This window comes from Burkholderia sp. Bmkn7 (genome assembly GCF_041103175.1).
Classification (GTDB): domain Bacteria; phylum Pseudomonadota; class Gammaproteobacteria; order Burkholderiales; family Burkholderiaceae; genus Burkholderia; species Burkholderia cepacia.
On sequence record NZ_JBGCUH010000003.1, the window covers coordinates 3,056,485 to 3,080,022 of the forward strand.

Genomic DNA, 23,538 nt, shown 5'->3' on the forward strand with positions numbered 1-23,538 from the left:
CAGGGCATGCGGCCACCTCGGCGGCTGCCGCTGGCGCAGGCCTGCCCTCCTTTTTCGGGCGGCCCGCGCGTGGAGCCGTAACTGTTGTCGTCGTTGTCGACTCGTTCAACCAAGAGAGGAATCCAAGATGAACATGAAAATCGCGACCCGTCTGTCCGTCTTCGCATTGGCCGGCGCACTGCTGGCAGGCTGCGCCACGCAGCAAGGCAACAACACGGCCGTCGGTACCGGCACGGGTGCGGCGCTGGGCGCAGGCATCGGCGCGCTGGCGGGCGGCGGCAAGGGCGCGGCGATCGGCGCGGGCGTCGGCGCACTGGTCGGCGGCGTGACGGGTTACAACTGGCAGGCGATCAAGAACAAGCTCGCGCCGTCGGCAGCCAAGACGGGTACGCAGGTGACCGAGCAGCCGGACGGCTCGCTGAAGCTGAACGTGCCGAGCTCGGTGACGTTCGCGACGAACCAGTACGCGATCACGCCGGCCTTCACGCCGCTGCTGAACGACCTGGCGACGACGCTGAACCAGAACCCGCAAGTGACGGCATCGATCGTCGGCTACACGGACAGCACGGGTTCGCAGCAGCTGAACCAGACGCTGTCGCAGAACCGTGCGCAGAGCGTCGTGAACGCGCTCGTGCAGCGCGGCGTCGCCGGCGGCCGCCTGTCGGCACAGGGCATGGGCCCGTCGAACCCGATCGCGGACAACGCGACGGAAGCCGGCCGCGCACAGAACCGCCGCGTCGAAATCTACCTGCGCGCAGCACAGGCGCAGTAAGCGCACGACGAGGGGAAGGCGCGGGCCCGCCGCCCGCGCAGCCCCGCCGGACAAGGCTTCCGGCGGAGCCGGTAACAAATCGAAAAAATTTTCGAACTTCTGTCGCAGGCCGTGGTCAGTATTTACGGTACGCGGCTGGTGTTGCCGGCGCGTCACCATTCTCCTCTTGTCGTTGTTGCTCCGGGGCCGTATCCGCCCCGGTTTTTTTTGCCCACGGAATTCGTGCTGCATCGCAGCACACCGCCACCGGGCACGCCGCTTGCGCGGCCCCGCCTGTTCCGGCGCCCGGTCAGCGGCGCCCTGCCCGCGTCGCTGGCGCGCGCCCCTGCTAGAATCGCAGTTTCCCGTCGTTTTCCGCCGTTCCTCTACAGACCCTATGTCCGCATCCGACCTCACTTCCGTGCAGGCTGCGGCGCCGCAAGGTGGCCGCCAGATCCTCGTTACGTCCGCACTGCCCTATGCCAACGGGCAGATCCACATCGGCCACCTGGTCGAGTACATCCAGACCGACATCTGGGTGCGGACGCTGCGAATGCATGGCCATGAGGTCTACTACATCGGCGCCGACGACACGCACGGCACGCCGATCATGCTGCGCGCGGAGAAGGAAGGCCTGACCCCGAAGCAGCTGATCGACCGCGTGTGGACCGAGCACAAGCGCGACTTCGACAGCTTCGGCGTGTCGTTCGACAATTTCTACTCGACCGATTCGGACGAGAACCGCGTGCTGAGCGAGAAGATCTACGTCGCGCTGCAGGAAGCCGGTTTCATCGCCGAGCGCGAGATCGAACAGGCGTACGATCCCGTCAAGGAAATGTTCCTGCCCGACCGCTTCATCAAGGGCGAGTGTCCGAAGTGCCACGCGAAGGACCAGTACGGCGACAACTGCGAAGTGTGCGGCTCGACCTACCTGCCGACCGAACTGCTGAACCCGTATTCGGTCGTGTCGGGCGCGACGCCGGTGCGCAAGACGTCGAAGCACTACTTCTTCCGCCTGTCCGATCCGCGCTGCGAAACGTTCCTGCGCGAATGGGTGAGCGGCCTCGCGCAGCCCGAAGCAACCAACAAGATGCGCGAATGGCTCGGCGACGCCGGCGAGGCCAAGCTCGCCGACTGGGACATCTCGCGTGACGCACCGTACTTCGGCTTCGAGATCCCGGGCGCACCCGGCAAGTATTTCTACGTGTGGCTCGACGCACCGGTCGGCTACTACGCGAGCTTCAAGAACCTGTGCGACCGCAACGGCGTCGACTTCGACGCGTGGATCCGCCCGGGCTCGACCACCGAGCAGTATCACTTCATCGGCAAGGACATCCTGTACTTCCACACGCTGTTCTGGCCCGCGATGCTCGAGTTCTCGGGCCACCGCACGCCGACCAACGTGTTCGCGCACGGCTTCCTGACGGTCGACGGCGCGAAGATGTCGAAGTCGCGCGGCACGTTCATCACCGCGCAGAGCTACATCGACACGGGCCTGAACCCCGAATGGCTGCGCTACTACTTCGCCGCGAAGCTGAACGCGACGATGGAAGACATCGACCTGAACCTCGACGATTTCCAGGCGCGCGTGAACAGCGATCTCGTCGGCAAGTACGTGAACATCGCGAGCCGCGCGGCAGGCTTCCTGATCAAGCGCTTCGACGGCCGCGTGCAGGACAGCGCGATGAACCATCCGCTCGTCGTGAAGCTGCGCGATGCGATTCCCGGGATCGCCGCGCACTACGAAGCACGCGAGTACGGCCGCGCGCTGCGCCACACGATGGAGCTCGCGGACGAAGTGAACGCGTACGTCGACGGCGCGAAACCGTGGGATCTCGCGAAGGATCCGGCCAACGCGGTCGCGCTGCACGAAACCTGCAGCGTGAGCCTCGAGTCCTTCCGCCTGCTGTCGCTCGCGCTGAAGCCGGTGATGCCACGCGTGGCCGAGGCCGTCGAGTCGTTCTTCGGGATCGCGCCGCTCGCATGGGTCGATGCCGCGAAGCCGCTGTCGTCGGAACAGCCGATCAAGGCGTACCAGCACCTGATGACGCGCGTCGACCCGAAGCAGATCGAGGCACTGCTCGCCGCGAACCGCGATTCGCTACAGGCCGAGGCCACCGGCGCGGCCGCCGCGAGCGCGAACGCCGCCAAGGAGGCGAAGAATGCCAAGGCGAACGCGAAGCCGGCCGCCGTGAACGGCGCCGACGATGCCCCCATCTCGATCGACGATTTCGCGAAGATCGACCTGCGCATCGCGAAGATCGTCGCGTGCCAGGCCGTCGAGGGTTCGGACAAGCTGCTGCAGCTCACGCTCGACGTCGGCGAGGAAAAGACCCGCAACGTGTTCTCGGGCATCAAGTCCGCGTACCAGCCCGAGCAGCTCGTGGGCAAGCTGACCGTGATGGTCGCGAACCTCGCGCCGCGCAAGATGAAGTTCGGCCTGTCCGAAGGGATGGTGCTCGCCGCGTCGGCCACCGACGAGAAGGCGGAACCGGGCCTCTACATCCTCGAGCCGCACAGCGGCGCGAAGCCCGGCATGCGCGTGAAGTAAGCCGAACGCGCTGCCGCTGGCGCGAAACAAAGCCCCGCACGATTCGTTTCGTGCGGGGCTTTTTTCATTCAGGGCTGCTCGGCACGCCGCGCCCGCGCCGCGTCGCTGCCGAACCACCGGTCGAAACGCCGCGTGTAGTTCAGGTCGACGCCCTGGAACGTGCCGCCGTACGCGGACACGGACCAGAAGCGCGTCAGGTTGATCGTCGCCTTGAACGCGTTGCTCGCCGATTGCAGCCCCTGCTCGAAGCCGAGCACGAACCGCTCGTTGATCGCCTTCGACACCAGCACGACCTGCGGATCGGTGAGGCCCACTTCGCTGCGGCCGACCGAGACCTCGTCGAGACCGAAGGTCTGCGCGACGCGCTTGCCGGTCACGCTGCCGAGCAGCCCGAGCGCCGCCGTCATCGTGCCCTGCTGGCCGACGTTGTTGCCCTGGTCGGTGCCGTGCCCGAACAGCAGCCACGACAGCTTTTCGTTGTCCGTGACGTTCGGTTCCGACACTAGCTTGACCGTCAGCGACTGGATCGTGCCCGTGACCTGCACGCCGGCCTCGACTTCCTGGTTGCGCCGCATCGCGAGGATGTTGACGCCCGGGTTCGACACGGGGCCGTTGAACGTGAAGAAGCCGTTCTCGATCGCGAGCTTGCGTCCGAACGACGTGTACGTCGACCCTTCGGTCACGCGCACGTTGCCGACCGCGCGCAGCGGCACGCCCGGCGCGCTCATCACGGTGATCGTGCCGCGCAGCCCGAGATCCGCGCCGTGCCCCTTGAAGCGGAAGTTGTTGCCGAGGCCGATGTCGATGTTCGCGCGCGGCGCGAGCGACGGCGCCGGCTTGTCCGCGGCCGGCTTCGGCTTGGCGACGGCGGTGCCGGTCGGCGTCTCGCCGCGCACCGTGCCGTCGGGTTGCACGATCACCACGTCGTCCGACAGGTGCGGCGCGGACTCCTCGGGCAGGTCGAACAGCGCGCGATCGACGACGAACTTGCCGTCGATCGACAGCGCGCCGCGCGGCCCGTCGTTCGCGACCGTCGCCTTGCCCGACAGCGACAGCTTCCGGTCCGGTGCCGCGAACAGCTCGAGCTTGTCCGCGACGATGCTCGCGGTCAGGTCGGGCGCCTCGCCGTCGAGACGCACGCGGCCAAGTGCGCGCAGCGTGCCGTCGCCGCCGTGGAACTCGACCTGCTGGAATTCGACGAGGTTTTCCGACAGCTTGATGCGCACGATGCCGTCCTTCAGCTGCACGCCCTGGTCGACGAGCGTCGCGGACAGGTCGTCGCCCGTCAGCGTCCCCGACAGGTTCGGCTTCACCGGCGTGCCCGCGACGGTCAGCTTCAGCGCCGCGCGCCCGCCGAGCAGGTAGCTCGGCCCGAACAGGTTGCCGGTCGTCTTCAGCGCCGGGACGTCGACGTCGATGCGGCCCGACAGCGGGCCGTCGTCGACCACGCCGAACATGCCGTCGCGCAGCGCAAACGGCACGGTGACGTTCGCATCGAGCGTGCCGATCCGGTTCGCCTTCGCGAGCGCCGTCACGTTGAGCCGGTTGCCGGGCGTGAAGTTCGCGCGTGCGGACAGGTCGGTCAGCCCCAGCGACGCGATGCCGCGCCCGCTCTCGATCGTCACGTCGCCGCCGCGCCGCTTCACCTGCACATGGCCGGTCGAGTTCGCGCCGAGCGAGAAATCCCAGTCGGCGTCGAGCACGACGTCGGTTCGCACCGGCGGCCGCTGGCCCGTCAGCTCCTGGCGGACCTCGAGGAAACGCGCGACCGACACGCCGCTCACGGAGCCCGCCGAGCGCATCTGGCCGTGATCGAACACGAACGACTTCAGGTCGATCGCCGCGCCCTCGAGCGTGAGCCGCGTCGCGCCGAGCGTCACGCGGCCGGCACCGGCCGATACGGTCAGCGGCGCCTGCAGCGCGACGGCCGGCGTGCCGCGGTTCGCGAGCCGCGTCACGGTACCGTCCCAGCGCATCCCGTCGCGGCTCTCGACCACGCCGCCGTTCGCCGCGAGCGTCATGTCGATCACGCGGCCGCCGGCCGTCCCGAGCGCCGACGCGTCGAGCGTGTGCTTCGCGCGCGTGCCGTCGAGGTTCGCGCGCAGCGATTTCAGCGTCAGCGAGCCGAGCGCGAGGTCGGTCGCGTCGGCCGTGAACACGAGGGCGCCGTGCGCGCCGTCGCGGATGTCCGCGCGGCCCTGCGCGGCACCGATCCGGTTCGAGCCGACGACGACGTGCTCGGCCTTGTAGGTGGCCGTCACGTTCGGGTGCGCGAAGCTGCCGGTCAGGTCGCCCTGCGCCTGCACGAGCCCTTCCACGCCGAAGCCGAGCCGGTCGAGCTGCGGCGCGTCGACGACGAAGCGCAGCCGGTCGCCGGGCGCCCCGAAGCTGCCGCGCAGGTCGACATGATTGCCCGCGATCGACAGGTTCGCGTTGCTCGGCAGGATCCGCGAGCCGGCGAGCTGCACGACGCCGGCGCCGGTCAGCGGCACGCCGTCGTACAGGCTGTCGCCGAGCTTGAAGGTCGCCTTCGTCGACACCTGCGGCGCGAACGCGCCCGACGCCGTCAGCGTGCCCGACACGCGCGTCTCGCCGCGCCTGGGCGGCGCCTTGGCCGCCTTGGCGGGCGCCTTGCCGCCGCCGGCCTTCGGCGCGCTCTGCGCGGCGAGCAGCAGCGGATCGAACGCGGTCAGCGTCGCCTTCGCGTCGTAGCTCGAATGCGCATCGTGGCGGAACACGCCCGTCAGGTCGATGCGGCCCTTGCCCGCCGTCACGCGCGCGTCGGTCAGCACGGTCTGCTGCGACGTCAGCGCAACCTTCGCGCGTGCGCCGAGCGCGAGCTTCGGATCGTTCAGGTTGAAGTCGACGGTCGTCCCGTCGCCCGCGAGCGTCACGCCGAGCGGGCCGCCCAGGCGCATCGGCCGCAGCTCGGCGACGAAGGCGTTCAGGTCGAGGTTCGCGACCTTCAGGTCGAAGCGGCCCTTGCCGCCCGTCAGCGTGCCGTTGCCCGTCACGCTGCCGTCGCGGATCAGCTTCAGCGCGAGCGCGTCGATCCGCTGCGCGTGCGCGTCGAGATGCACGTTCGCGTGCGCGTCGATCACCGGCAACAGGTGGTCGCCGAGCGTGCCGGGCTTCGCGTTGACGATCGACACCGGGCCGGTCACCGCGAACCCCTTTGCGGGCGCCGAGCCGGCCGGCGCGGTCACGGGTGCGAGTTCCGCGCGCACCGCGAGATCGGCGGCCGGCGCGCCGGGCGCGAGCGCTTGCGGGTTCACGTGATCGAACGCGAGCGACGCGCGCGTGAGCGGCACCGCGCCGAACGGCGCGGCCTCGACGTGCGCGCGCCCGTTCAGCTTCATCCCGCTCGCGTCGACTTCCGCGACGAGCGCCTCGAGCGAGCCCGACACGCGAGCGCGCGCATCGACCGGCTCGTCGGACAGCTTGCCCGCGTAAGTGGCGTCCCCCGTCAGCGCAAACGGCTTCACGCCATCGAGTTTCGCGCGCGCAGTCAGCGCGCCGTACGGCGTATCGACGCCGTCGAGCACGAGTTCATGGTGACGGCCGTCGCTGCGGCCGTTCAGCGCGAGATGGTCGAGCTGCGTCGTCGAGCCGCCGTCGTGGATCGCCAGGCGATCGACGCGCAGGTCGTCGATCCGCAACTGCAGCGGCAGGCTCAGGTCCTGCGGCGTCGTACTCGGCGTCGACGGCCCCGGCGGAATCCGCACGTCGATCGTGCCGGCGCGAAGATACGCGATGGACAGACGCCACGGCGCGCGGGTCAATGCCCAGCGGCCGTCGAGCCGGTCGATGCGGATTTCGGTACCGGTGCCGTCGGGGCTCGTCCAGGCGAACCCGCGCAACCGCACGCCGGTCGCGAGCGAGCCGCCGTCGAGCGTGCCCGCGAGCCGCGCGCCGAGCACGCGCTCCGCCACCTGCCACGCGAGCCGCGTGCCGTGCTCGGTCGTCACCGCGGCCAGCACGAGCCCGACGGCCAGCACGACGAGCAGCACGACCGTCGCGAGCGTCCATGCGACGAACCGCCCGATGCGCGCGACGGGCCCGCGGCGCGGCGCGCGCGGCGGCGCGGCGGGCGCGCCGTCGGGCGTGTCCGGATCGCCAGGCGGCGGCGTGTCGTTCGTATCGTTCGGGTCCTTCGTCATGCGGTTCGTCGATGAAGCGGTACGTTCAGAAAGCGATGCCGAGCGTCAGGTACGGGCGCACGCTATGGTTGCGCAACCCGTACGCGACGTCGACGTTGATCGGGCCGACCGGGCTGCGCCAGCGCGCGCCGACGCCGACACCCGGGTAGAACACGCGTTCGCCCCACGCATCGGTGGCCGTGCCGATGTCGAAGAACGTCGCGGCACCCCAGTCGCGGTTGAACCAGTGCTGGTATTCGGCGGTGCCCGTCATCAGGTACTTGGTCGGCAGGACGGAACCGTCGACGCTGTTGCCGATGCTCTGGTAACCGTAGCCGCGCACCGAGTTCGATCCGCCCGCGCGGAACAGCAGCGACGCCGGCACGCCGGTCGAGCTGCCGCTCGTGAACACGCCGCCGAGCTCCGCGCGGAACACGAACAGGTCGCGCTTGCCGACCGGCAGGTACTGCTGGCCACGCGCGTAGCCGCGGATGAAGGTCTGGTCGGTCAGCACGCCCTTGACCGCGAAGCCGGCCTCCGCGTGGATCAGGTTGCCCGAACGCGGGAACAGCGGATCGTCGACGTTGCGGCGCGTCCATGCCCATTGCGGCACCAGCGCGCGGCTCGTGGTCGGCCCCGCGCCGTTCTGGTCGAGCCGGTCCTGGTAGTACATCAGCGAATACGAATAGTCGATGAACTGGCCCGTGCGCGTGCGCTGCACGCCGACCCGCGCGCTGTAGATGCGCGTATCCGACACGTTGGTGTTCGTGTACGACGCGAGCACGCTGTTGGTCCACCCCTTCTCGCCCGGCGGCATCGACAGCTGGACCTGCCCGTATTGCTGGATCTGGTCGAGCCGGCCCGACACGGTCAGCGGCCACGCGGCGCCGAACGTGTCGAGATACGTGTAGGAGCCCTGTACATGGGGCCCGGTGTCGGTCGCGAAGCCGACGCCGCCGCGGATGTTGTTGTACGGGAACTCGCTGACCTTCACGTGCACGGGCGTGCGCTCGGGCTTCGCCGTATCGTCGCCGACGTCGATCGCGACGCTCGCGTAGTACGGCGTGTTCTGCAACTGCCGCTGCAATTCGGTGATCCGCTGCACGTCGTAGATCTCGCCTTCCGACAGCGGATTGACGTTCGTGACGATCTTCTCCGGATAGCGCCGCACACCGTCGACGTCGACCTTGCCGATCGTGAACGTCGGACCGCTGTCGAACGTGACCGCGAGCGTCGCGCGCTGCGTGCGCGGATCGATGCGCGCCTCCGACGACGCGATCTTCGCGCCGAGATAACGACGCGACTGCAATTGCCTGAGCGCCGCGCCCTTCGCGCCGTCCCAGTCGGACTGCGTGAACGGGTCGCCCGGCTTCAGCGAAAACGCGAAACGGGTCGCGGCTTCCTGCTTCGGGTCCTCGGTGTCGACGGGCCCGTTGAAGGTCAGGTCGACGCTCGACACGACGGTCTGCTTGCCCGGATCGACCGCGATGCGCACGTCGCGCTTGCCGTCGCGCGTGCGCACGTCGGTGCGCACGACCGGCGAGAAATACCCGGCCGTCGCGGTCAGGTCGCGCACCTGCTGCGGGGTGGCCGTCACGAGGAAGTCGAACTGGTCGTCGCTGATGTCGTCGCGCTTCGCGAAGCGCGCGATGTCGAGGTGCGTCTTGAGCAGCTTGCGCACCGAGCGCGGTGCGTCGATGTCGACGTCGTACTTCGCGTGGGCCGGCAGCGCGAAGCACGCGGCCAGGCAACCCGCGAGGGTCGCCCGCGCGGCACGGGCCGCGGCGCCGGCGCGATTGCGTTCCACGCGCGGGCCCGCGTCATGTGCCGGATGTGCTTGCTGGTTCGACTGCCCCGCCAAATATGACCTCGCCCTCGGTTGTCACGGTTTTGTGGAAACCCTGTATTTGACCACAGCGTGCCGGCGTCAAAGCTTAATGTTTGTAAACCGCCGCGCGAGCGCGCGTGGCCGCGGCGTCATGCCCGGCGGCGCGCTTGCGGCCACCGGCTGCGCGCCAGCCCGCGGATTCGACGCGCGATTGCCGCCGGCCGTTCCCGCGTTGCGGTAAAATCCCGCCATCGTGAATCCGGCGCATCGTGCGCCGCCCGAAACGGAAAATCCAGCCATGCCGTACCAGTCCGATGTCACGCAGTTCCTGAACCAGCTCAAGCAACAGAAGCCGACGCTCGAGGAAGAGCAGCGCAAGGGCCGTTCCCTGCTGTGGGACAAGCAGCCGATCGACCTCGAAGAGCGCGCCGAGCAGCAGGAATCGCGCGTGAAGCAAACGTCGTACGTCTACTACCAGAACTTCTGACGACGTGAGCGCCGCCGACGAGGCCAGCGCCGCCCGCCAGGACGACGCGATCGCCGCGCCCGCGGGCGCCGATTCGACGCCCGACACGGTCGACGGTGTCGCGGCGTTCGCTCGCCTGTACGGCGAGCCGCTGTTCAAGCTGCCGCAGGATCTCTACATCCCGCCCGATGCGCTCGAGGTGTTCCTCGAGACCTTCGAAGGCCCGCTCGACCTGCTGCTCTACCTGATCCGCAAGCAGAACTTCAACGTGCTCGACATCCCGATGGCGCAGGTCACCGCGCAATATCTGGGCTACGTCGACCAGATCCGCACGTCGAACCTCGAGCTCGCGGCCGAGTATCTGCTGATGGCCGCGATGCTGATCGAGATCAAGTCGCGGATGCTGCTGCCGGTCAAGAAGGCCGACACCGGCGAGGAAGCCGAGGATCCGCGCGCCGAACTCGTGCGCCGCCTGCTCGAATACGAGCAGATGAAGCTCGCCGCGCAGCGGCTCGACCAGTTGCCGCAGCTCGGCCGCGACTTCCTGCGCGCCGAGGTCTACATCGAGCAGAGCGTCACGCCGCGCTTCCCCGACGTGAATTCGGACGACCTGCGCGCCGCATGGGCCGACGTGCTCAAACGCGCGAAGCTCGTCCAGCACCACAAGATCTCCCGCGAGGAGCTGTCGGTGCGGGAGCACATGAGCCTGATCCTGCGCCGGCTGCAGAACGCGCGCTTCATGGAATTCGCCGAGCTGTTCGACACGTCGCGCGGCGTGCCGGTCGTCGTCGTGAATTTCATCGCGATGCTCGAACTCGCGCGCGAATCGCTCCTCGAGATCACGCAGGCCGAGCCGTTCGCGCCGATCTACGTGCGTCTCGCGTACCTGCCCGCGTAACCGGCCTGGCGCCCGCGTAACGTCCGCGCCCGCCCTTCCCGCCCTCCCGATTCATTCCGGCACACATGCCGCCTCGCCGCAGCCCGACGCGACTGCGCGGGCCGCTGCCGGCACGCCCTCTTAAAAAGTGAACGACCGTACTTTTTTCGATGCGTTTGGCGGCCAAATCCTCTACAATCCGCCGACGCCCGATGCGCCGCCCGCGCGCCGGCGTTCTCCGCTTCGACCCCGACGCCGCTGCTGCGGCGCCAACGCGCGCATGCGCGAGGAAACCGCTACCCGATCATGAAAGTCATCAGCTCGATCCAGGAACTGCGCGACCAGTTGCGTGGACAGAACCGCACGGCGTTCGTGCCGACGATGGGCAACCTGCACGAAGGGCACCTGTCGCTGATGCGCCTCGCGCGCCAGCACGGCGACCCGGTCGTGGCGAGCATCTTCGTCAACCGGCTGCAATTCGGCCCGAACGAGGATTTCGACAAGTATCCGCGCACGCTCCAGGACGATATCGAGAAGCTGCAGCAGGAAAACGTCTACGTGCTGTTCGCGCCGACCGAACGCGACATGTACCCGGAACCGCAGGAATACCGCGTGCTGCCGCCGGACGATCTCGGCGGGATTCTCGAGGGTGAATTCCGGCCCGGCTTCTTCGCCGGCGTGTGCACGGTCGTCACGAAGCTGATGTCCTGCGTGCAGCCGCGCGTCGCCGTGTTCGGCAAGAAGGATTACCAGCAGCTGATGATCGTGCGCCGGATGTGCCAGCAGCTCGCGCTGCCGGTCGAGATCATCGCGGCCGAAACCGTGCGCGACGAGGACGGCCTCGCGCTGTCGTCGCGCAACCGCTACCTGACGACCGACGAGCGCAAGGAAGCGCCCGAACTCGCGAAAACGCTGCAGCGCGTGCGCGACAGCGTGCTCGGCGGCGAGCGCGACCTCGGCAAGCTCGAGCATCACGCGCGCACGCACCTGGCCGAGCGCGGCTGGCTGCCCGACTACATCGCGATCCGCCGCCGCGCGAACCTGATCGCACCTAGCGCCGCCGAACTCGAAGCCGGCGAGCCGCTCGTCGTGCTCGCGGCCGCGAAGCTCGGCGCGACGCGCCTCATCGACAACCTGGAAATCTGACGGGCCGCCCCGCCCGCGCCTCTCACGACGCATCACGGAGACACCATGCAGCGCCACATGCTCAAATCGAAGATCCACCGCGCGGCCGTCACGCACTGCGAGCTGCATTACGAGGGCTCGTGCGCGATCGACGAAGACCTGCTCGAAGCGGCCGGCCTCATCGAAAACGAACGGATCGACATCTGGAACATCAACAACGGCGAGCGTTTCTCGACCTACGCGATCAAGGGCGAGCGCGGCAGCGGGATGATCTCGCTGAACGGCTCGGCCGCGCGTCGCGCGCAGCTCGGCGACCTCGTGATCATCGCCGCATTCGCGATGGTCGATGACGCCGAGATTCAGGCCGGCTGGAAGCCGAAGCTCGTGTTCATCGACGACGGCAACAAGATCAAGGGCCACCGCGATCACGTGCCGACGCAGAACTGGACCTGACCTGACTGGCCGGCCGCCCGCATGCCGCGGCGCGCGGAGCGGCTGTGCCGCTTGCGGTCGAAGGGTCGTAGGATCGAAGGGCCGGATGCCGTGTGCCACGGGATCCGGCCCTTTATCATTTCATCGCGTACCGGCCCGGCGGCCGCGCGATCAGGACGCCTTGGCGGCCCTCTCCGTCTTCTCGGCCTTCGGCGCGCGGCGTTCGGCCCATTCGACGATCGGCCGCCACTGTTCGAGATCCTTCTCGACCCGGCTCTTCGCGACGTCCCACAGCGTGAGGCCGTGCGCGGCGATCTGCACGTAGTTCTGCGTGTCGCGCACGTAGCCGAGCACCGGCAGGCCGAGCCCTTCGACGAACCGGTGAAGCTGGTCCGACGAGCGCGTGCGCGCATCGACCCGCATCCCGACGATCCCGACCTCGACGCTGCCCTTGCGCACGGCCTTCTCGCCGGCGAGGCGCTCCAGAAACTGCTGCGTGGCCAGAATATCGAACATCGACGGCTGCAGCGGCACGATCACCTTGTCGGCCAGTTGCAGTGCGACGTTGAGCCGGTTGCCGTGCAGCCCGGCCGGCGTATCGATCACCGCATATTCGAGGCCGCGCGGCGGCTTCGTCGGCGCGTCCGGATCGAGTTCCCATGCCTCGATTGCCGGCAATCCGGCCGGCCGCAGGTCGAGCCAAGCATGCGCGGACTGCTGCCGGTCCAGGTCGGCGAGCGCGACCCACGCGCCCTGCGCCGCGAAATAGCCGGCAAGATTGGTGGACAGCGTGCTCTTCCCCACGCCGCCCTTCGGATTCGCCACCACGATCACCGTCATGAATTCCCCCGAAAAAGCCGCGCGGCGCCTGCCGCGGGGCAGGCGCCGCTCGATTGCGGATACAGGGAGCGATGATATCGGCAAACGGGGTGTCACCGAAACGGGTTGCGCCGCGTTGCGTACGCCGGCTTACCCCGCCGACTTACCCACTTACCCCATTACGCACGCTGAACCGAGGCTTCCCGTGCGCCGAGCGCGAATGCGCCGCCGCCCAGCAGCGCCTGCACGGCGAGCGTGACGGCCCAGAACGCCGGGTATTCCCAGCCGCCGTTCGGCGACGCGAAGCTCCAGCCGTTCGGCAGATGCGCGGCGGTCGCGCCGAGCATGAACGGCAGCAGCACCAGCGCGGCGACGCGCACGCGGAAGCCCGCGAGCAGCGCCAGGCCGCCGGCCAGTTCGACGAACGTCGTCAGGTACGCGAGCCAGCCCGGCAGGCCGATCGACGCGAAGAACTGCGCGGTGCCGGGCAGCGTGAAGACGAACACCTTCTGCGCGACGTGCGCGAGGTACAGCACGCCGAGGGCGACGCGCAGCAGGGTCGCGGCGAAATCGTTGAGGCGAGTGGGGTTCATGGCGAATTCCTTCGTGAGTGGTGTGAATGGATCGCACTCTATTCGAATCGATTCGACCGATAAACGCGCCAATTCGCTTTAACTCATTCCCCAATGGAATCAATCGAGACGTAAAAAGGGGCATGACCGATCATGCCCCGCGACCTGCTTCAGTAACCGCTCTTGCCTTGTGTGGCGTTGCCGGAACCGGACTGGCCGCCGCCCGGTACGGACGAATCGCACGCATGCGCAACCGCCGACACGCCCAGCAGCGCCGCGAGCAGCATGCCCCACCACCATCGAGCCTTCATCGTCGCACTCCTCCAGGCGGACATCCGCCCTCCTGTGTTGTATGCGATCCGGCGGAAAAAGCGAGCATGGCCCGGCCCGCGTCAACGAAACTCGGCGTACAGCGCGTCGAGATCGAGATGGTCGACGAACGAGTCGGCCAGCCGCTCGAGCGATGCCTCGCGCAACGCCGGATAGTCGATGCGCTCCGCGCCGTCGAGCCCGGCCCACGCGAGCAGCGCCGCGCATGCGTCGGGCGAGTCGAACAGCCCGTGCACGTAGGTCGCGAGAATCTGGCCATCGGCGGACACCGCGCCGTCCGGGCGTGTGGCGTCGGGTGCGGCGTCGGCTGCCAGCATCAGCGCGGGCGACGCGAGCGCGGGCCCGTGCGTGTCGCCCATGTGGATCTCGTAGCCGCGCACGGCCGCCCCGCCCGGCAGCGCGAGATGCCCGGTCACGTTCTTCAGCGTCTTGTCGCGCTGCAGGGTCGTGTCGAAATCGAGCAGCCCGAGCCCCGGCACGCTGCCGGGCGCCCCTTCGAGGCCGAGCGGATCGTCGAGCGTGCGGCCGAGCATCTGCATCCCGCCGCAGATGCCGATCACCTTGCCGCCGTAGCGCAGATGGCGACGGATCAGCGTGTCCCAACCCGCGTCGCGCAGCCATGCGAGATCGCGCTGCACGCTCTTCGAACCGGGCAGGATTAGGAGGTCGGCATCCGGGACGGGGCCGCTCTTCCAGTACGTGAATTCGACCTGCGGATGCGCGCGCAGCGGGTCGAAATCGGTGTGGTTGCTGATGCGCGGCAGCGCCGGCACGACGACGCGCAGCAGGCCGGCATCGCCGCGTGCGGCAGCGCTGCGCGCCTGTGCGGGCAGCATGTCCTCGGCGTCGAGCAGCAGGCCGTGCAGGTACGGCAGCACCCCGAACACGGGCTTGCCCGTCTGCGCACGCAGCCAGTCGAGCCCCGGTTCGAGCAGCTTGACGTCGCCGCGGAAGCGGTTGATCACGAAGCCGCGCACGCGTGCACGCTCGCTGTCCGACAGGCACGCGAGCGTGCCGACGAGGTGCGCGAACACGCCGCCGCGGTCAATGTCGGCGACGAGCACGACCGGGCAGTCGACGCGTTCGGCAAACCCCATGTTCGCGATGTCGCCTTCGCGCAGGTTGATCTCGGCCGGGCTCCCCGCGCCCTCGACGATCACCGTGTCGTAGCCGGCGCGCAGGCGCGCGTACGACTCGAGCACCGCTTCGAACGCGACCGGCTTGTAGCCGTGATACGCGCGCGCATCGAGGTTCATGCGCGCCTTGCCGTGAATGATCACCTGCGCGCCGCGGTCGCTCGTCGGCTTCAGCAGCACGGGGTTGAAATCCGTATGCGGCGCAACGCCCGCGGCCAGCGCCTGCAGTGCCTGCGCGCGGCCGATTTCGCCGCCGTCGGCCGTCACCGCGCTGTTGAGCGCCATGTTCTGCGGCTTGAACGGCGCAACGCGCGCGCCGCCGCGGCGCGCCAGCCGGCACAGGCCCGCGACCAGCGTGCTCTTGCCCGCGTCGGACGTCGTGCCCTGGATCATCAGCGTGCCGCGCGGCCGCGGCTCGGGTGCATTCATCGTGTAAAGGTCGTCGCGAAGCAAAGGCCGCATTATCCCCCGCGCCGGTGTGCCCGCGCCGTTACAATCACGCGATGATTCCGCACGACCTCACCTTCGTCCTCGGCGGCGCACGCTCGGGCAAGAGCGCGCACGCCGAGCGCCTCGCCGCCGACAGCGGCCGCCCCGTCACCTACATCGCCACCGCAACCGCCGCCGATGCCGAATTCGCGCAGCGCATCGCGCACCATCGCGCGCGCCGGCCGGCCGCCTGGGGGTTCGCCGACGCGCCCGTCGACCTCGCCGGCACGCTCGCGCGGCTCGACGATCCGCACGCGTGCCTGCTCGTCGACTGCCTGACGCTGTGGCTCACGAACCTGCTGTGCCCGGCCGACGGCGAACCGCTCGACGATGCGCAGTACGCGGCGCAGGTCGACCGGCTCGAGCACGCGTTGCGCGGCGCGCGCGCGAAGGTGATCGTCGTCAGCAACGAGATCGGGCTCGGCGTCGTGCCGCTCGGGTCGGTCACGCGTCGCTACGTCGACGAACTCGGGCGCCTGAACCAGCGTGTCGCCGCGCTTGCGACGCGCGTGACGCTGCTCGTCGCCGGCCTGACGCTCGACCTCAAGACGGGAGCGCCTTCATGCTGATGCTGTCGCTGCCCGTAGTCGCGATGTTCGCGGTTGCGGCCGCGATCATCGACCGCGCGATCGGCGAACCGGCCGGCTGGCATCCGCTCGTCGCGTTCGGCCGCCTCGCCGCGCGCATCGAAGGCGCGCTGAACACGGGCCGGCGCGGCCGCGTGATCGGCGTCGCCGCATGGATCGCGGCGGTCGTGCCGCCGGTCGCCGTCGCGGCATGGCTCGCGGCCGTGCTGCCATGGCCGCTCGCGGCCGCGCTGCACATCGCCCTGCTGTGGTTCGCACTCGGCGCGAAAAGCCTCGCCGACCACGTCGCGCCGATCGCCGCGGCGCTGCTGCGGCGCGACCTCGGCGCCGCCCGCACGCTCACCGCGCGCATCGTGTCGCGCGACACAAGCGACGCGGACGAAGGCGCGCTGTCGCGTGCGGCCGTCGAATCCGCGCTCGAGAACGGCAACGACGCGATCTTCGGCGCGCTGTTCTGGTTCGTCGTCGCAGGCGGCCCTGGCGCGCTGCTGTTCCGGCTCGCGAACACGCTCGACGCGATGTGGGGCTACCGCACGCCGCGCTTCCTGACCTTCGGCTGGGCCGCCGCGCGCCTCGACGACGCGCTCAACTGGATTCCCGCGCGCCTGACGGCCGCGAGCTACGCGCTGCTCGGCGACACGGCCGCCGCATGGCGCTGCTGGCGCACGCAGGCACGCCACTGGGACAGCCCGAACGCGGGCCCGGTGATGGCCGCCGGCGCCGGCAGCCTGAACGTGCAGCTGGGCGGCCCGGCCGTCTATCACGGCGAGATCGAGGATCGTCCGGCGCTCGGCACCGGCGCGACGGCGAGCGCCGTCCATATCGTCGCCGCGTTGTCGCTCGTCACGCGCACGCTTGCCCTGTGGCTCGCGCTGCTGGTCGCGAGCGGCGCACTCGTCATGGCCACCCATCATGTCTGACACCCGTATCACTCACGGCGGCAACCTGCATGAAGCCGCACGCCGCCACGGCATTCCGTACGATACGTGGCTCGACCTGTCGACCGGCATCAATCCGGTCGGCTATCCGGTGCCGCCCGTCCCGGCCGACGCATGGCGCCGGCTGCCCGACGACGGTGACGGCCTGGCGGCCCGCGCCGCGCAGTACTACCACGCGCCCGATCCCGCGCACGTGCTGCCGGTGGCCGGCAGCCAGGCTGCGATCCGCGCATTGCCCGCGCTGCTGCCGGCCGGCGACGCCGGCGTCGCGACGCTCGCGTACGGCGAATACGCGCCCGCTTTCGCGCGACACGGCCATCGCGTCGTCGCGCTCGACGTCGGCACCGATACGTTGCCTGCGACGCTTCGCCACGTCATCGTCGGGAATCCGAATAATCCGACCGCCGAATTCGTGCCGCCCGAACGCCTGCTCGGCTGGCATGCGCAACTGTCGGCGCGCGGCGGCACGCTGATCGTCGACGAGGCGTTCGCCGATACGGGCGCGACGCAGTCGCTCGCGCCGCAGGTCGATCGCCCGGGGCTCGTCGTGCTGCGTTCGGTCGGCAAGTTCTTCGGGCTCGCCGGCATCCGCGCAGGCTTCGTGCTCGCGTGCCCCGGCCAGATCGTCGCGCTGCGCGACATGCTCGGCGCCTGGACGGTCGGCGGCCCCGCACGCCATGCGGTCGCCGCGGCGTTCGCCGATCGCGCATGGCAGGCCGCCGCCCGCGAGCGGCTCGCGGCCGACGGCGAGCGGCTCGCCGCACTGCTGCGCGCGCACGGCTTCGCTGCCCGCGCGACGCCGCTCTTCAGCTGGACCGACGACCCGCGGGCAGCGGCACTGCATGCGGCACTCGCGGCACGCGGAATCTGGACGCGGTACTTCCCGATACCGTCGAGCGTACGCGTCGGCCTGCCGGGCAGCGAAGCCGAATGGCAGCGCCTCCGCGACGCACTCGCGCACTGCGTGCCGCTGCTGCAACGGGAATCCGCATGATTGCGCGCCTGTTGCGCCGGCTGACACCGGTCGCGATGCTGACCGCACTCGTTCACGCACCGCTCGTCCACGCCGACGTCACGACGCGCGACGACGCCGGCAACACCGTCACGCTGCCTGCACCCGCGCAGCGCGTGATCAGCCTCGCGCCGCACGCGACCGAGCTCATCTATGCGGCCGGCGGCGGCGCAAAGCTCGTCGGCACGGTCACGTACAGCGACTATCCGCCTGCCGCGCAAGCGATACCGCGCGTCGGCGACAACAAGGCGCTCGACCTCGAGCGGATCGCCGCGCTGAAGCCCGACCTGATCGTCGTCTGGCGGCACGGCAACGCCGAGCGGCAGACCGACGCGCTGCGCGCATTGCATATCCCGTTGTTCTTCAGCGAACCGAAGCACCTCGACGACATATCGTCGTCGCTGCGCCGGCTCGGCACGCTACTCGGCACGCAACCGGCTGCCGATGCGGCCGCGGCCGCCTATTCGCGCGACATCGCGGCGCTGCGCGCACGTTATGCCGCGCGGGCGCCCGTCACGATGTTCTTCCAGGTCTGGGACCGACCGGTGATGACGCTCAATGGCGCGCACCTGATCAACGACGTGATCGAGCTGTGCGGCGGCCGCAACGTGTTCGCGTCGCTCAGGCCGCTCGTGCCGACCGTCACCGACGAGGCCGTGCTCGCGGCCAATCCGGAGGCGATCGTGACGACGAGCGCGGGGGCGTCGCGTACGGACGAACCGTTGCCGAGCCTGGCGCGCTGGCGCACGTGGCCCGCGCTGACGGCCGTGGCACGCAACAACCTGTTCGCGATCGACGGCGATCTGCTGACGCGACCGTCGCCGCGGATCGCGCAGGGCGCGGCCGCGCTGTGCGAGGATCTCGAAGCCGCGCGTGGGCGGCGGCCGGCGCGCTGAGTTCCGGCGGCTTGCGCGCCCGTCGCGCACCTGAGCCCGATGCGTCGGTGTTCGAGACAGATCGACCGCGCGCCGCGTCGTCCAGATGCGGACGCTGGTGCGCCTATTCGTCCCAATGCACCACTTCCCACGCTCCCGTGGCGGCCTCCGCGCGCAGCCAGACGACACCACCGGTCGGCACCGGCCGCGACAACAGCGTATCGAGCGGCACGCACAGTACGTGCGCCGCGAACACGCGGATCACGCCCGCATGCGTGACCGCCCATTGCGGCCGGTCGAACCGCGCGACGGCATCGGCCCGCCGGGCGACCCGGGCAGCGAACCGCGCGACGCTTTCGCCGCCATGCGCGCACGCATGCATCAGGTCGGCCGCCCACGCATCGAGTGCCGCGCGATCGATATCGTCCCAGCGCCGCATCTCCCACGCGCCGAAATCCATTTCCTGCCAGTCCGCATCGCGTTGCAGCGGCACGCCGCATGCCTGCGCGATCCGCTCGGCAACGGACGCGCAACGCGTCAGCGGGCTCGTCCAGACCTGTTCGGGAAGCGGCGCGCCGAGTAGCGACAGATGTGCGCGCACGGCCTGCGCGCCGGCGTCGGCCGGCGCGGCGAGCGGCACGTCGCTGCGTCCGTAGCAGATGCCCGGCTCGACACCGACGGCCGGATGACGGATCAGGACGACGTCCATCCGAGCACCACGAGATAGATCGCCAGTTCGCACAGTTGTTGCGTGAAGCCGAGACAGTCGCCGGTATAACCGCCGATCCGCTTCACGAAATAGCGGGCTGCCCACGCGCGCACGAGTACGAGCGCCACGCAGGCGGCGACGCCCATGCGCCAGTCGGGCCAGAACAGCCACGGGAATCCGAACAGCGCGGCGACACACGCCGCGCGCGCGCTCATCCGTTGCGCGACCGGTTTCGCCTTGCCTTCGGGCCGCACGTAATCGAGCGTCATCAGCAGGCTCACGGCCGCCGCACGGCTCGCCGCGTGCGCGGCGATCATCGTCCATGCGGCGCGCAGCGGCAGCATCGACGCGAGCGCCTGCCATTTCACGCCGAGCGCGATCACGAGCGCGACCGCACCGAACGTGCCGATCCGCGAGTCGTGCATGATGCGCAGCACGTCGTCGCGCGTATAGCCGCCGCCGAACGCATCGCAGCTGTCGGCGAGGCCGTCCTCGTGGAAGGCCCCCGTGGCGAGCAGCGTGGCGGCCATCGACAGCCCGACCGCGATCGACACGGGCAGCGCGCGCAGCGCGACCAGATACACGAGCGCGCCCCACGCGCCGACGCATGCGCCGACGAGCGGGAAATATCGCGCGGCCTGGTCGAGATCGCCGGCCGCGTAGCCGATCGCGCGCGGCACGGGCACACGCGTGAAGTAGCCGAGCGCGACGAAAAAGTAGCGCAGTTCGGCCCGCACGCCGCGCGCGCGATCAGGCGTCACGATCGTCGACGCCGGCGGATTCGAAGCTCGCCATTTCCGTGAGGAACGCGGCAGCCGCACGCACGAGCGGCAGCGCGAGCGCCGCGCCCGTGCCTTCGCCGAGCCGCAGGTCGAGCGCGAGCAGCGGCTTCGCGCCGAAATGCTCGAGCATGCGCCGGTGCCCGGCCTCGTGCGACGTATGCGAGAACACGCAGTAGTCGCGCACGCCGGGCGCGATGCGCTCGGCGACGAGCAATGCGGCCGTCGCGATGAAGCCGTCGACGAGGATCGTCATCCGTTCGCTCGCCGCCGCGAGATACGCGCCCGTCATCATCGCGATCTCGAAGCCGCCGAACGTCGCGAGCACGTCGAGCGGCGCAATCGCGTGCGAGTGCTTGACGAGCGCACGGCCGAGCACCGCGCGCTTGTGCGCGAGGCCCTGGTCGTCGAGGCCCGTGCCGCGCCCGACACACGCGTCGATCGGCACGCCGAGCAGGCGGCTCATCAGGCACGCGGCCGACGACGTGTTCGCGATCCCCATCTCGCCGAAGCCGATCACGTTCGTGCCGAGCGACGCATGCAGGCGCACGCGCGCCGCACCGGCTGCGAGTGCCGTCATCGCCTCGTCGCGCGTCATCGCCGGTTCCGTCGCGAAGTTGCGCGTGCCGCGCGCGACCGGCAGCGACACCAGGCGGTCGGACAGCGGCAGCGGCGACGCGACGCCCGCATCGACGATCTCGAGCGTGCTCTGCGCGACGCCCGAGAACGCGTTGATCGCCGCGCCGCCGGCGAGGAAGTTCGCGACCATCTGTGCGGTCACCGCTTGCGGATAGGGGCTCACGCCTTCGGCGGCAATCCCGTGATCGCCGGCGAACACGATCATCACGGGACGCTGCACGACCGGCCGCTCGGTGTGCTGGATCAGGCCGACCTGCAGCGCGACTGCCTCGAGCTGGCCGAGGCTGCCCGGCGGCTTGGTCTTGTGGTCGATCACATGCTGCAGGCGCTTGCGCAGCACGTCGTCGAGCGGTGCGATCGCGGGCGGGAAGTGGGTCGGGGTCGTCATCGGGAAGCCATGTCGTGGGCGCGGCGTGCACCGCGCATCGGAAAAGGAAATGTCATTGTCGCTCGGGCCACGCCGGCAGCAGCGCGTCGCGGCCGTTCTCGCGGATCAGCACGAGCGGATAACCGAACGCATCGCTCGCGCGCTCGGGTGTCAGCACGTCGTGCACGGGGCCGGCCCACGCGTGGCCACGGCCGTCGAGCAACAGCGCATGCGTCGCGAAACGCCGCGCGAGATTCAGATCATGGCACGAGAACAGCACCGTGCGCGGGCCCGCGTCGAGCCAGGCGGCCAGCGCGGTCAGGCAATCGATCTGGTGATGCAGGTCGAGATGCGCGAGCGGTTCGTCGAGCAGCATCAACGGCGCGTCCTGGCACAGCGTCGCGGCCAGCGCGACGCGCTGCCGCTCGCCGCCCGACAGCGACAGCACGTCGCGCGACGCAAGCGCGGTCAGGTCGAAGGTCGCCAGCGCGTCGCGCGCGGCCGCACGGTCGCCGTCGCGCTCCCAGCCCCAGCCGCCGAGATACGGAAAGCGGTTGAGCAACACCGTATCGAACACGGTCGCGCTGAATGCGTCGTGCAGTTGCTGCGGCATCAGCGCGCGGAGCTGCGCGAGCTGCGCGGGCGGCCATGCGGAAAGCGGCCGGCCGTCGATCGCGACGTGTCCGCCGGCCGGCGGCTGCAGCCCCGCGAGGGTCGCAAGCAGCGTCGTCTTGCCTGCGCCGTTCGGCCCGGCGATGCACCAGATCTCGCCCGGACGGAATGCCTTCGTGAAGCCGTCGAGCAGCGTGCGCGCGCCAGCCTTCAGCGTCAGGCCGACGGCCGCGCAGCTCATCTCGTCGCCGCTGGCGCGCAATGCGGCACGGGTCATCGCATCGGCCTCCTGAGCAACATCCACAGGAACACCGGCACGCCGATCAACGCGGTCATCACGCCGACCGGCAGTTGCGCGGGCGCGATCGCGGTGCGTGCGAGCAGGTCGGCGGCCATCACGCCGCCGCCGCCCGCGAGCATCGCGGCCGGCAGCAACATCCGCTGGTCGTTGCCGAATGCGAGCCGCAGCGCGTGCGGCACGACGAGGCCGACGAAGCCGATCGTGCCGGCGGTCGTCACTGCGGCCGCGGCGGCCAGCGACGCGACGAGATAGATCCGCACACGCAGGCGCGCCACGGGCACGCCGAGCGCGAGCGCCGTCGCATCGCCGCGCAGCAGCACGTTCAGTTGCGGCGCGGCCGGCAGTGCGATGCACGCGGCCAGCAGCAGCGCGCCCCACGCGAACCACGGTGTGCTCACGCCGTTCAGGTCGCCCGTCAGCCAGAAGATGATGCCGCGCAGCCGCGCATCGGGCGCGAGCGACAGCAGCAGCGTGACGAGCGCGCCCCACCCTGCCGCGATCACGACGCCCGTGAGCAGCAGCCGCGGCGACGCATCGCGCGACTCGCCGCGCCCCAGCTCGCGGCGCGCGAGTCCGAGCACGAGCGCGACCGACACGAGCGAGCCGGCAAACGCCGACACATCGACGAGCCACCATGCGCCGCCCGCGATCATCGCGACGAGCGCGAAGCCGGCCGCGCCGCCGGACACGCCGAGCACGTACGGATCGGCGAGCGGGTTGCGCAGCAACACCTGCAACAACGAGCCGGCCAGCGCGAGCAGCGCACCGCACGCGAAGCCCGCGAGCGCGCGCGGCAGGCGCAGCGTGCGGACGATGTCGGCGAACAGCGCGTCGCCGCCATGCGGCACGAGCGACGCGAGCGCCTGCCACGGCGACATCGGCACGCTGCCGATCGACAGCGACGCGACGAACAGCAACGCGACCGCCGCGGCCAATGCGGCCCAGATCGCGGTGGCGCGTGCGGCGCTCATGCGGCCCTCCGCGCGACGGACGACACTGCGCGCATCGACGCGCCACCGCTGCGGGCCGGACGCGACATCGGCGCAGTGCAGCGTGTTGCAGGCATAGCCAAGCTCGTGATCCTTGCGGTCAGGTGGTCGACGCGCGCGACGACCTTCCGGTGGTCGCCCGGTTCGAGAACGTCATCAAGATGGCAGAAATCGGCGCCGCCGACGATTGGGGTCAGCATTGAAGATCAATCCCG

The 23,538-nt window shown here is 69.9% G+C and carries 22 protein-coding genes; 10 read left to right on the forward strand and 12 right to left on the reverse strand.

Annotation, left to right across the window (positions count from 1 at the left end):
* Window positions 1-127 precede the first annotated feature (127 nt).
* Both AB3K92_RS35780 and metG read left to right on the forward strand, forming a co-directional pair.
* Window positions 128-772 carry an OmpA family protein gene (locus AB3K92_RS35780; protein WP_021163796.1) on the forward strand — a complete coding sequence of 215 codons (645 nt, stop codon included), beginning with the start codon at window positions 128-130 and terminating at the stop codon, window positions 770-772.
* A gap of 376 nt (window positions 773-1,148) precedes the next feature.
* Window positions 1,149-3,302, forward strand: a complete 2,154-nt coding sequence (gene metG, locus AB3K92_RS35785; RefSeq protein WP_369466742.1) for a methionine--tRNA ligase — start codon at window positions 1,149-1,151, stop codon at window positions 3,300-3,302.
* A gap of 68 nt (window positions 3,303-3,370) precedes the next feature.
* Here the strand turns inward: metG and AB3K92_RS35790 are convergent, their stop codons facing one another.
* Together AB3K92_RS35790 and AB3K92_RS35795 are read right to left on the reverse strand one after the other, a co-directional pair.
* On the reverse strand, window positions 3,371-7,462 hold the full coding sequence (locus AB3K92_RS35790) for a translocation/assembly module TamB domain-containing protein (protein ID WP_369466743.1): 4,092 nt from the start codon (window positions 7,460-7,462) through the stop codon (window positions 3,371-3,373).
* Window positions 7,463-7,487: 25 nt separating this feature from the next.
* Window positions 7,488-9,302 carry an autotransporter assembly complex family protein gene (locus tag AB3K92_RS35795; protein WP_059496654.1) on the reverse strand — a complete coding sequence of 605 codons (1,815 nt, stop codon included), beginning with the start codon at window positions 9,300-9,302 and terminating at the stop codon, window positions 7,488-7,490.
* 265 nt (window positions 9,303-9,567) lie between these two features.
* Between AB3K92_RS35795 and AB3K92_RS35800 the strand changes: the two genes are divergently transcribed.
* The 4 genes from AB3K92_RS35800 (at window position 9,568) to panD (ending at window position 12,190) form a co-directional block, all read left to right on the forward strand.
* On the forward strand, window positions 9,568-9,756 hold the full coding sequence (locus AB3K92_RS35800) for a DUF3460 family protein (RefSeq protein ID WP_006478107.1): 189 nt from the start codon (window positions 9,568-9,570) through the stop codon (window positions 9,754-9,756).
* Window positions 9,757-9,760: 4 nt separating this feature from the next.
* On the forward strand, window positions 9,761-10,633 hold the full coding sequence (locus tag AB3K92_RS35805; RefSeq protein WP_021164248.1) for a ScpA family protein: 873 nt from the start codon (window positions 9,761-9,763) through the stop codon (window positions 10,631-10,633).
* A 285-nt stretch (window positions 10,634-10,918) separates the two neighbouring features.
* Window positions 10,919-11,758, forward strand: coding sequence for a pantoate--beta-alanine ligase (gene panC, locus AB3K92_RS35810; RefSeq protein WP_021164249.1), 840 nt, complete (start codon window positions 10,919-10,921; stop codon window positions 11,756-11,758).
* Window positions 11,759-11,803: 45 nt separating this feature from the next.
* On the forward strand, window positions 11,804-12,190 hold the full coding sequence (gene panD / locus AB3K92_RS35815) for an aspartate 1-decarboxylase (RefSeq protein WP_059618825.1): 387 nt from the start codon (window positions 11,804-11,806) through the stop codon (window positions 12,188-12,190).
* Window positions 12,191-12,340: 150 nt separating this feature from the next.
* Here panD and AB3K92_RS35820 read toward each other — a convergent pair whose 3' ends face one another.
* From AB3K92_RS35820 to AB3K92_RS35835, 4 genes are all read right to left on the reverse strand, one after another.
* A complete protein-coding gene (locus tag AB3K92_RS35820) occupies window positions 12,341-13,009 on the reverse strand; it encodes a ParA family protein (protein WP_059496656.1) in 669 nt (222 codons plus the stop codon).
* A gap of 158 nt (window positions 13,010-13,167) precedes the next feature.
* Window positions 13,168-13,581, reverse strand: coding sequence for a DoxX family protein (locus AB3K92_RS35825; protein WP_060304516.1), 414 nt, complete (start codon window positions 13,579-13,581; stop codon window positions 13,168-13,170).
* A 149-nt stretch (window positions 13,582-13,730) separates the two neighbouring features.
* Entirely contained in the window at window positions 13,731-13,871 is a 141-nt protein-coding gene (locus tag AB3K92_RS35830) for a hypothetical protein (RefSeq protein WP_165581354.1), read from the reverse strand.
* Window positions 13,872-13,952: 81 nt separating this feature from the next.
* Entirely contained in the window at window positions 13,953-15,455 is a 1,503-nt protein-coding gene (locus AB3K92_RS35835) for a cobyric acid synthase (RefSeq protein ID WP_060059058.1), read from the reverse strand.
* A 74-nt stretch (window positions 15,456-15,529) separates the two neighbouring features.
* On the opposite strand from AB3K92_RS35835, the gene cobU reads away from it, so the two are divergent.
* From cobU to AB3K92_RS35855, 4 genes are read left to right on the forward strand one after another with little or no spacing between them, the layout of a single operon-like run.
* Complete coding sequence (gene cobU, locus AB3K92_RS35840) at window positions 15,530-16,084, forward strand: bifunctional adenosylcobinamide kinase/adenosylcobinamide-phosphate guanylyltransferase (protein ID WP_048022573.1); 555 nt, start codon at window positions 15,530-15,532, stop codon at window positions 16,082-16,084.
* Window positions 16,078-17,022: an adenosylcobinamide-phosphate synthase CbiB gene (cbiB, locus tag AB3K92_RS35845; RefSeq protein WP_059484662.1), complete on the forward strand. Its 945-nt coding sequence runs from the start codon at window positions 16,078-16,080 to the stop codon at window positions 17,020-17,022. Before cobU ends, cbiB begins: the two co-directional genes overlap by 7 nt.
* Window positions 17,015-18,034: a threonine-phosphate decarboxylase CobD gene (cobD, locus tag AB3K92_RS35850; RefSeq protein WP_060375936.1), complete on the forward strand. Its 1,020-nt coding sequence runs from the start codon at window positions 17,015-17,017 to the stop codon at window positions 18,032-18,034. The genes cbiB and cobD overlap by 8 nt, the downstream gene beginning before the upstream one ends.
* Window positions 18,031-18,948, forward strand: coding sequence for a cobalamin-binding protein (locus tag AB3K92_RS35855; protein ID WP_369466744.1), 918 nt, complete (start codon window positions 18,031-18,033; stop codon window positions 18,946-18,948). Before cobD ends, AB3K92_RS35855 begins: the two co-directional genes overlap by 4 nt.
* Window positions 18,949-19,051: 103 nt before the next feature.
* On the opposite strand, the gene cobC is transcribed toward AB3K92_RS35855, so the two are convergent.
* Genes cobC through AB3K92_RS35885 form a run of 6 tightly spaced genes read right to left on the reverse strand, consistent with a single transcriptional unit; the run spans window position 19,052 to window position 23,523 of the window.
* Complete coding sequence (gene cobC / locus AB3K92_RS35860; RefSeq protein ID WP_048022577.1) at window positions 19,052-19,636, reverse strand: alpha-ribazole phosphatase; 585 nt, start codon at window positions 19,634-19,636, stop codon at window positions 19,052-19,054.
* Entirely contained in the window at window positions 19,621-20,397 is a 777-nt protein-coding gene (locus AB3K92_RS35865) for an adenosylcobinamide-GDP ribazoletransferase (RefSeq protein ID WP_369466745.1), read from the reverse strand. The genes cobC and AB3K92_RS35865 overlap by 16 nt, the downstream gene beginning before the upstream one ends.
* Window positions 20,387-21,442: a nicotinate-nucleotide--dimethylbenzimidazole phosphoribosyltransferase gene (gene cobT, locus AB3K92_RS35870; RefSeq protein WP_042975791.1), complete on the reverse strand. Its 1,056-nt coding sequence runs from the start codon at window positions 21,440-21,442 to the stop codon at window positions 20,387-20,389. Before cobT ends, AB3K92_RS35865 begins: the two co-directional genes overlap by 11 nt.
* A 52-nt stretch (window positions 21,443-21,494) precedes the next feature.
* Window positions 21,495-22,310 (reverse strand): ABC transporter ATP-binding protein, encoded by an 816-nt coding sequence (locus tag AB3K92_RS35875; RefSeq protein ID WP_369466746.1) that lies wholly within the window; start codon window positions 22,308-22,310, stop codon window positions 21,495-21,497.
* The gene (locus AB3K92_RS35880; RefSeq protein WP_021160798.1) at window positions 22,307-23,305 is read right to left on the reverse strand and encodes an iron ABC transporter permease; all 999 of its coding nucleotides are present in this window, start codon (window positions 23,303-23,305) and stop codon (window positions 22,307-22,309) included. Before AB3K92_RS35880 ends, AB3K92_RS35875 begins: the two co-directional genes overlap by 4 nt.
* A complete protein-coding gene (locus AB3K92_RS35885; protein WP_369466747.1) occupies window positions 23,302-23,523 on the reverse strand; it encodes a hypothetical protein in 222 nt (73 codons plus the stop codon). Before AB3K92_RS35885 ends, AB3K92_RS35880 begins: the two co-directional genes overlap by 4 nt.
* Between the last annotated feature and the right edge of the window lie 15 nt (window positions 23,524-23,538).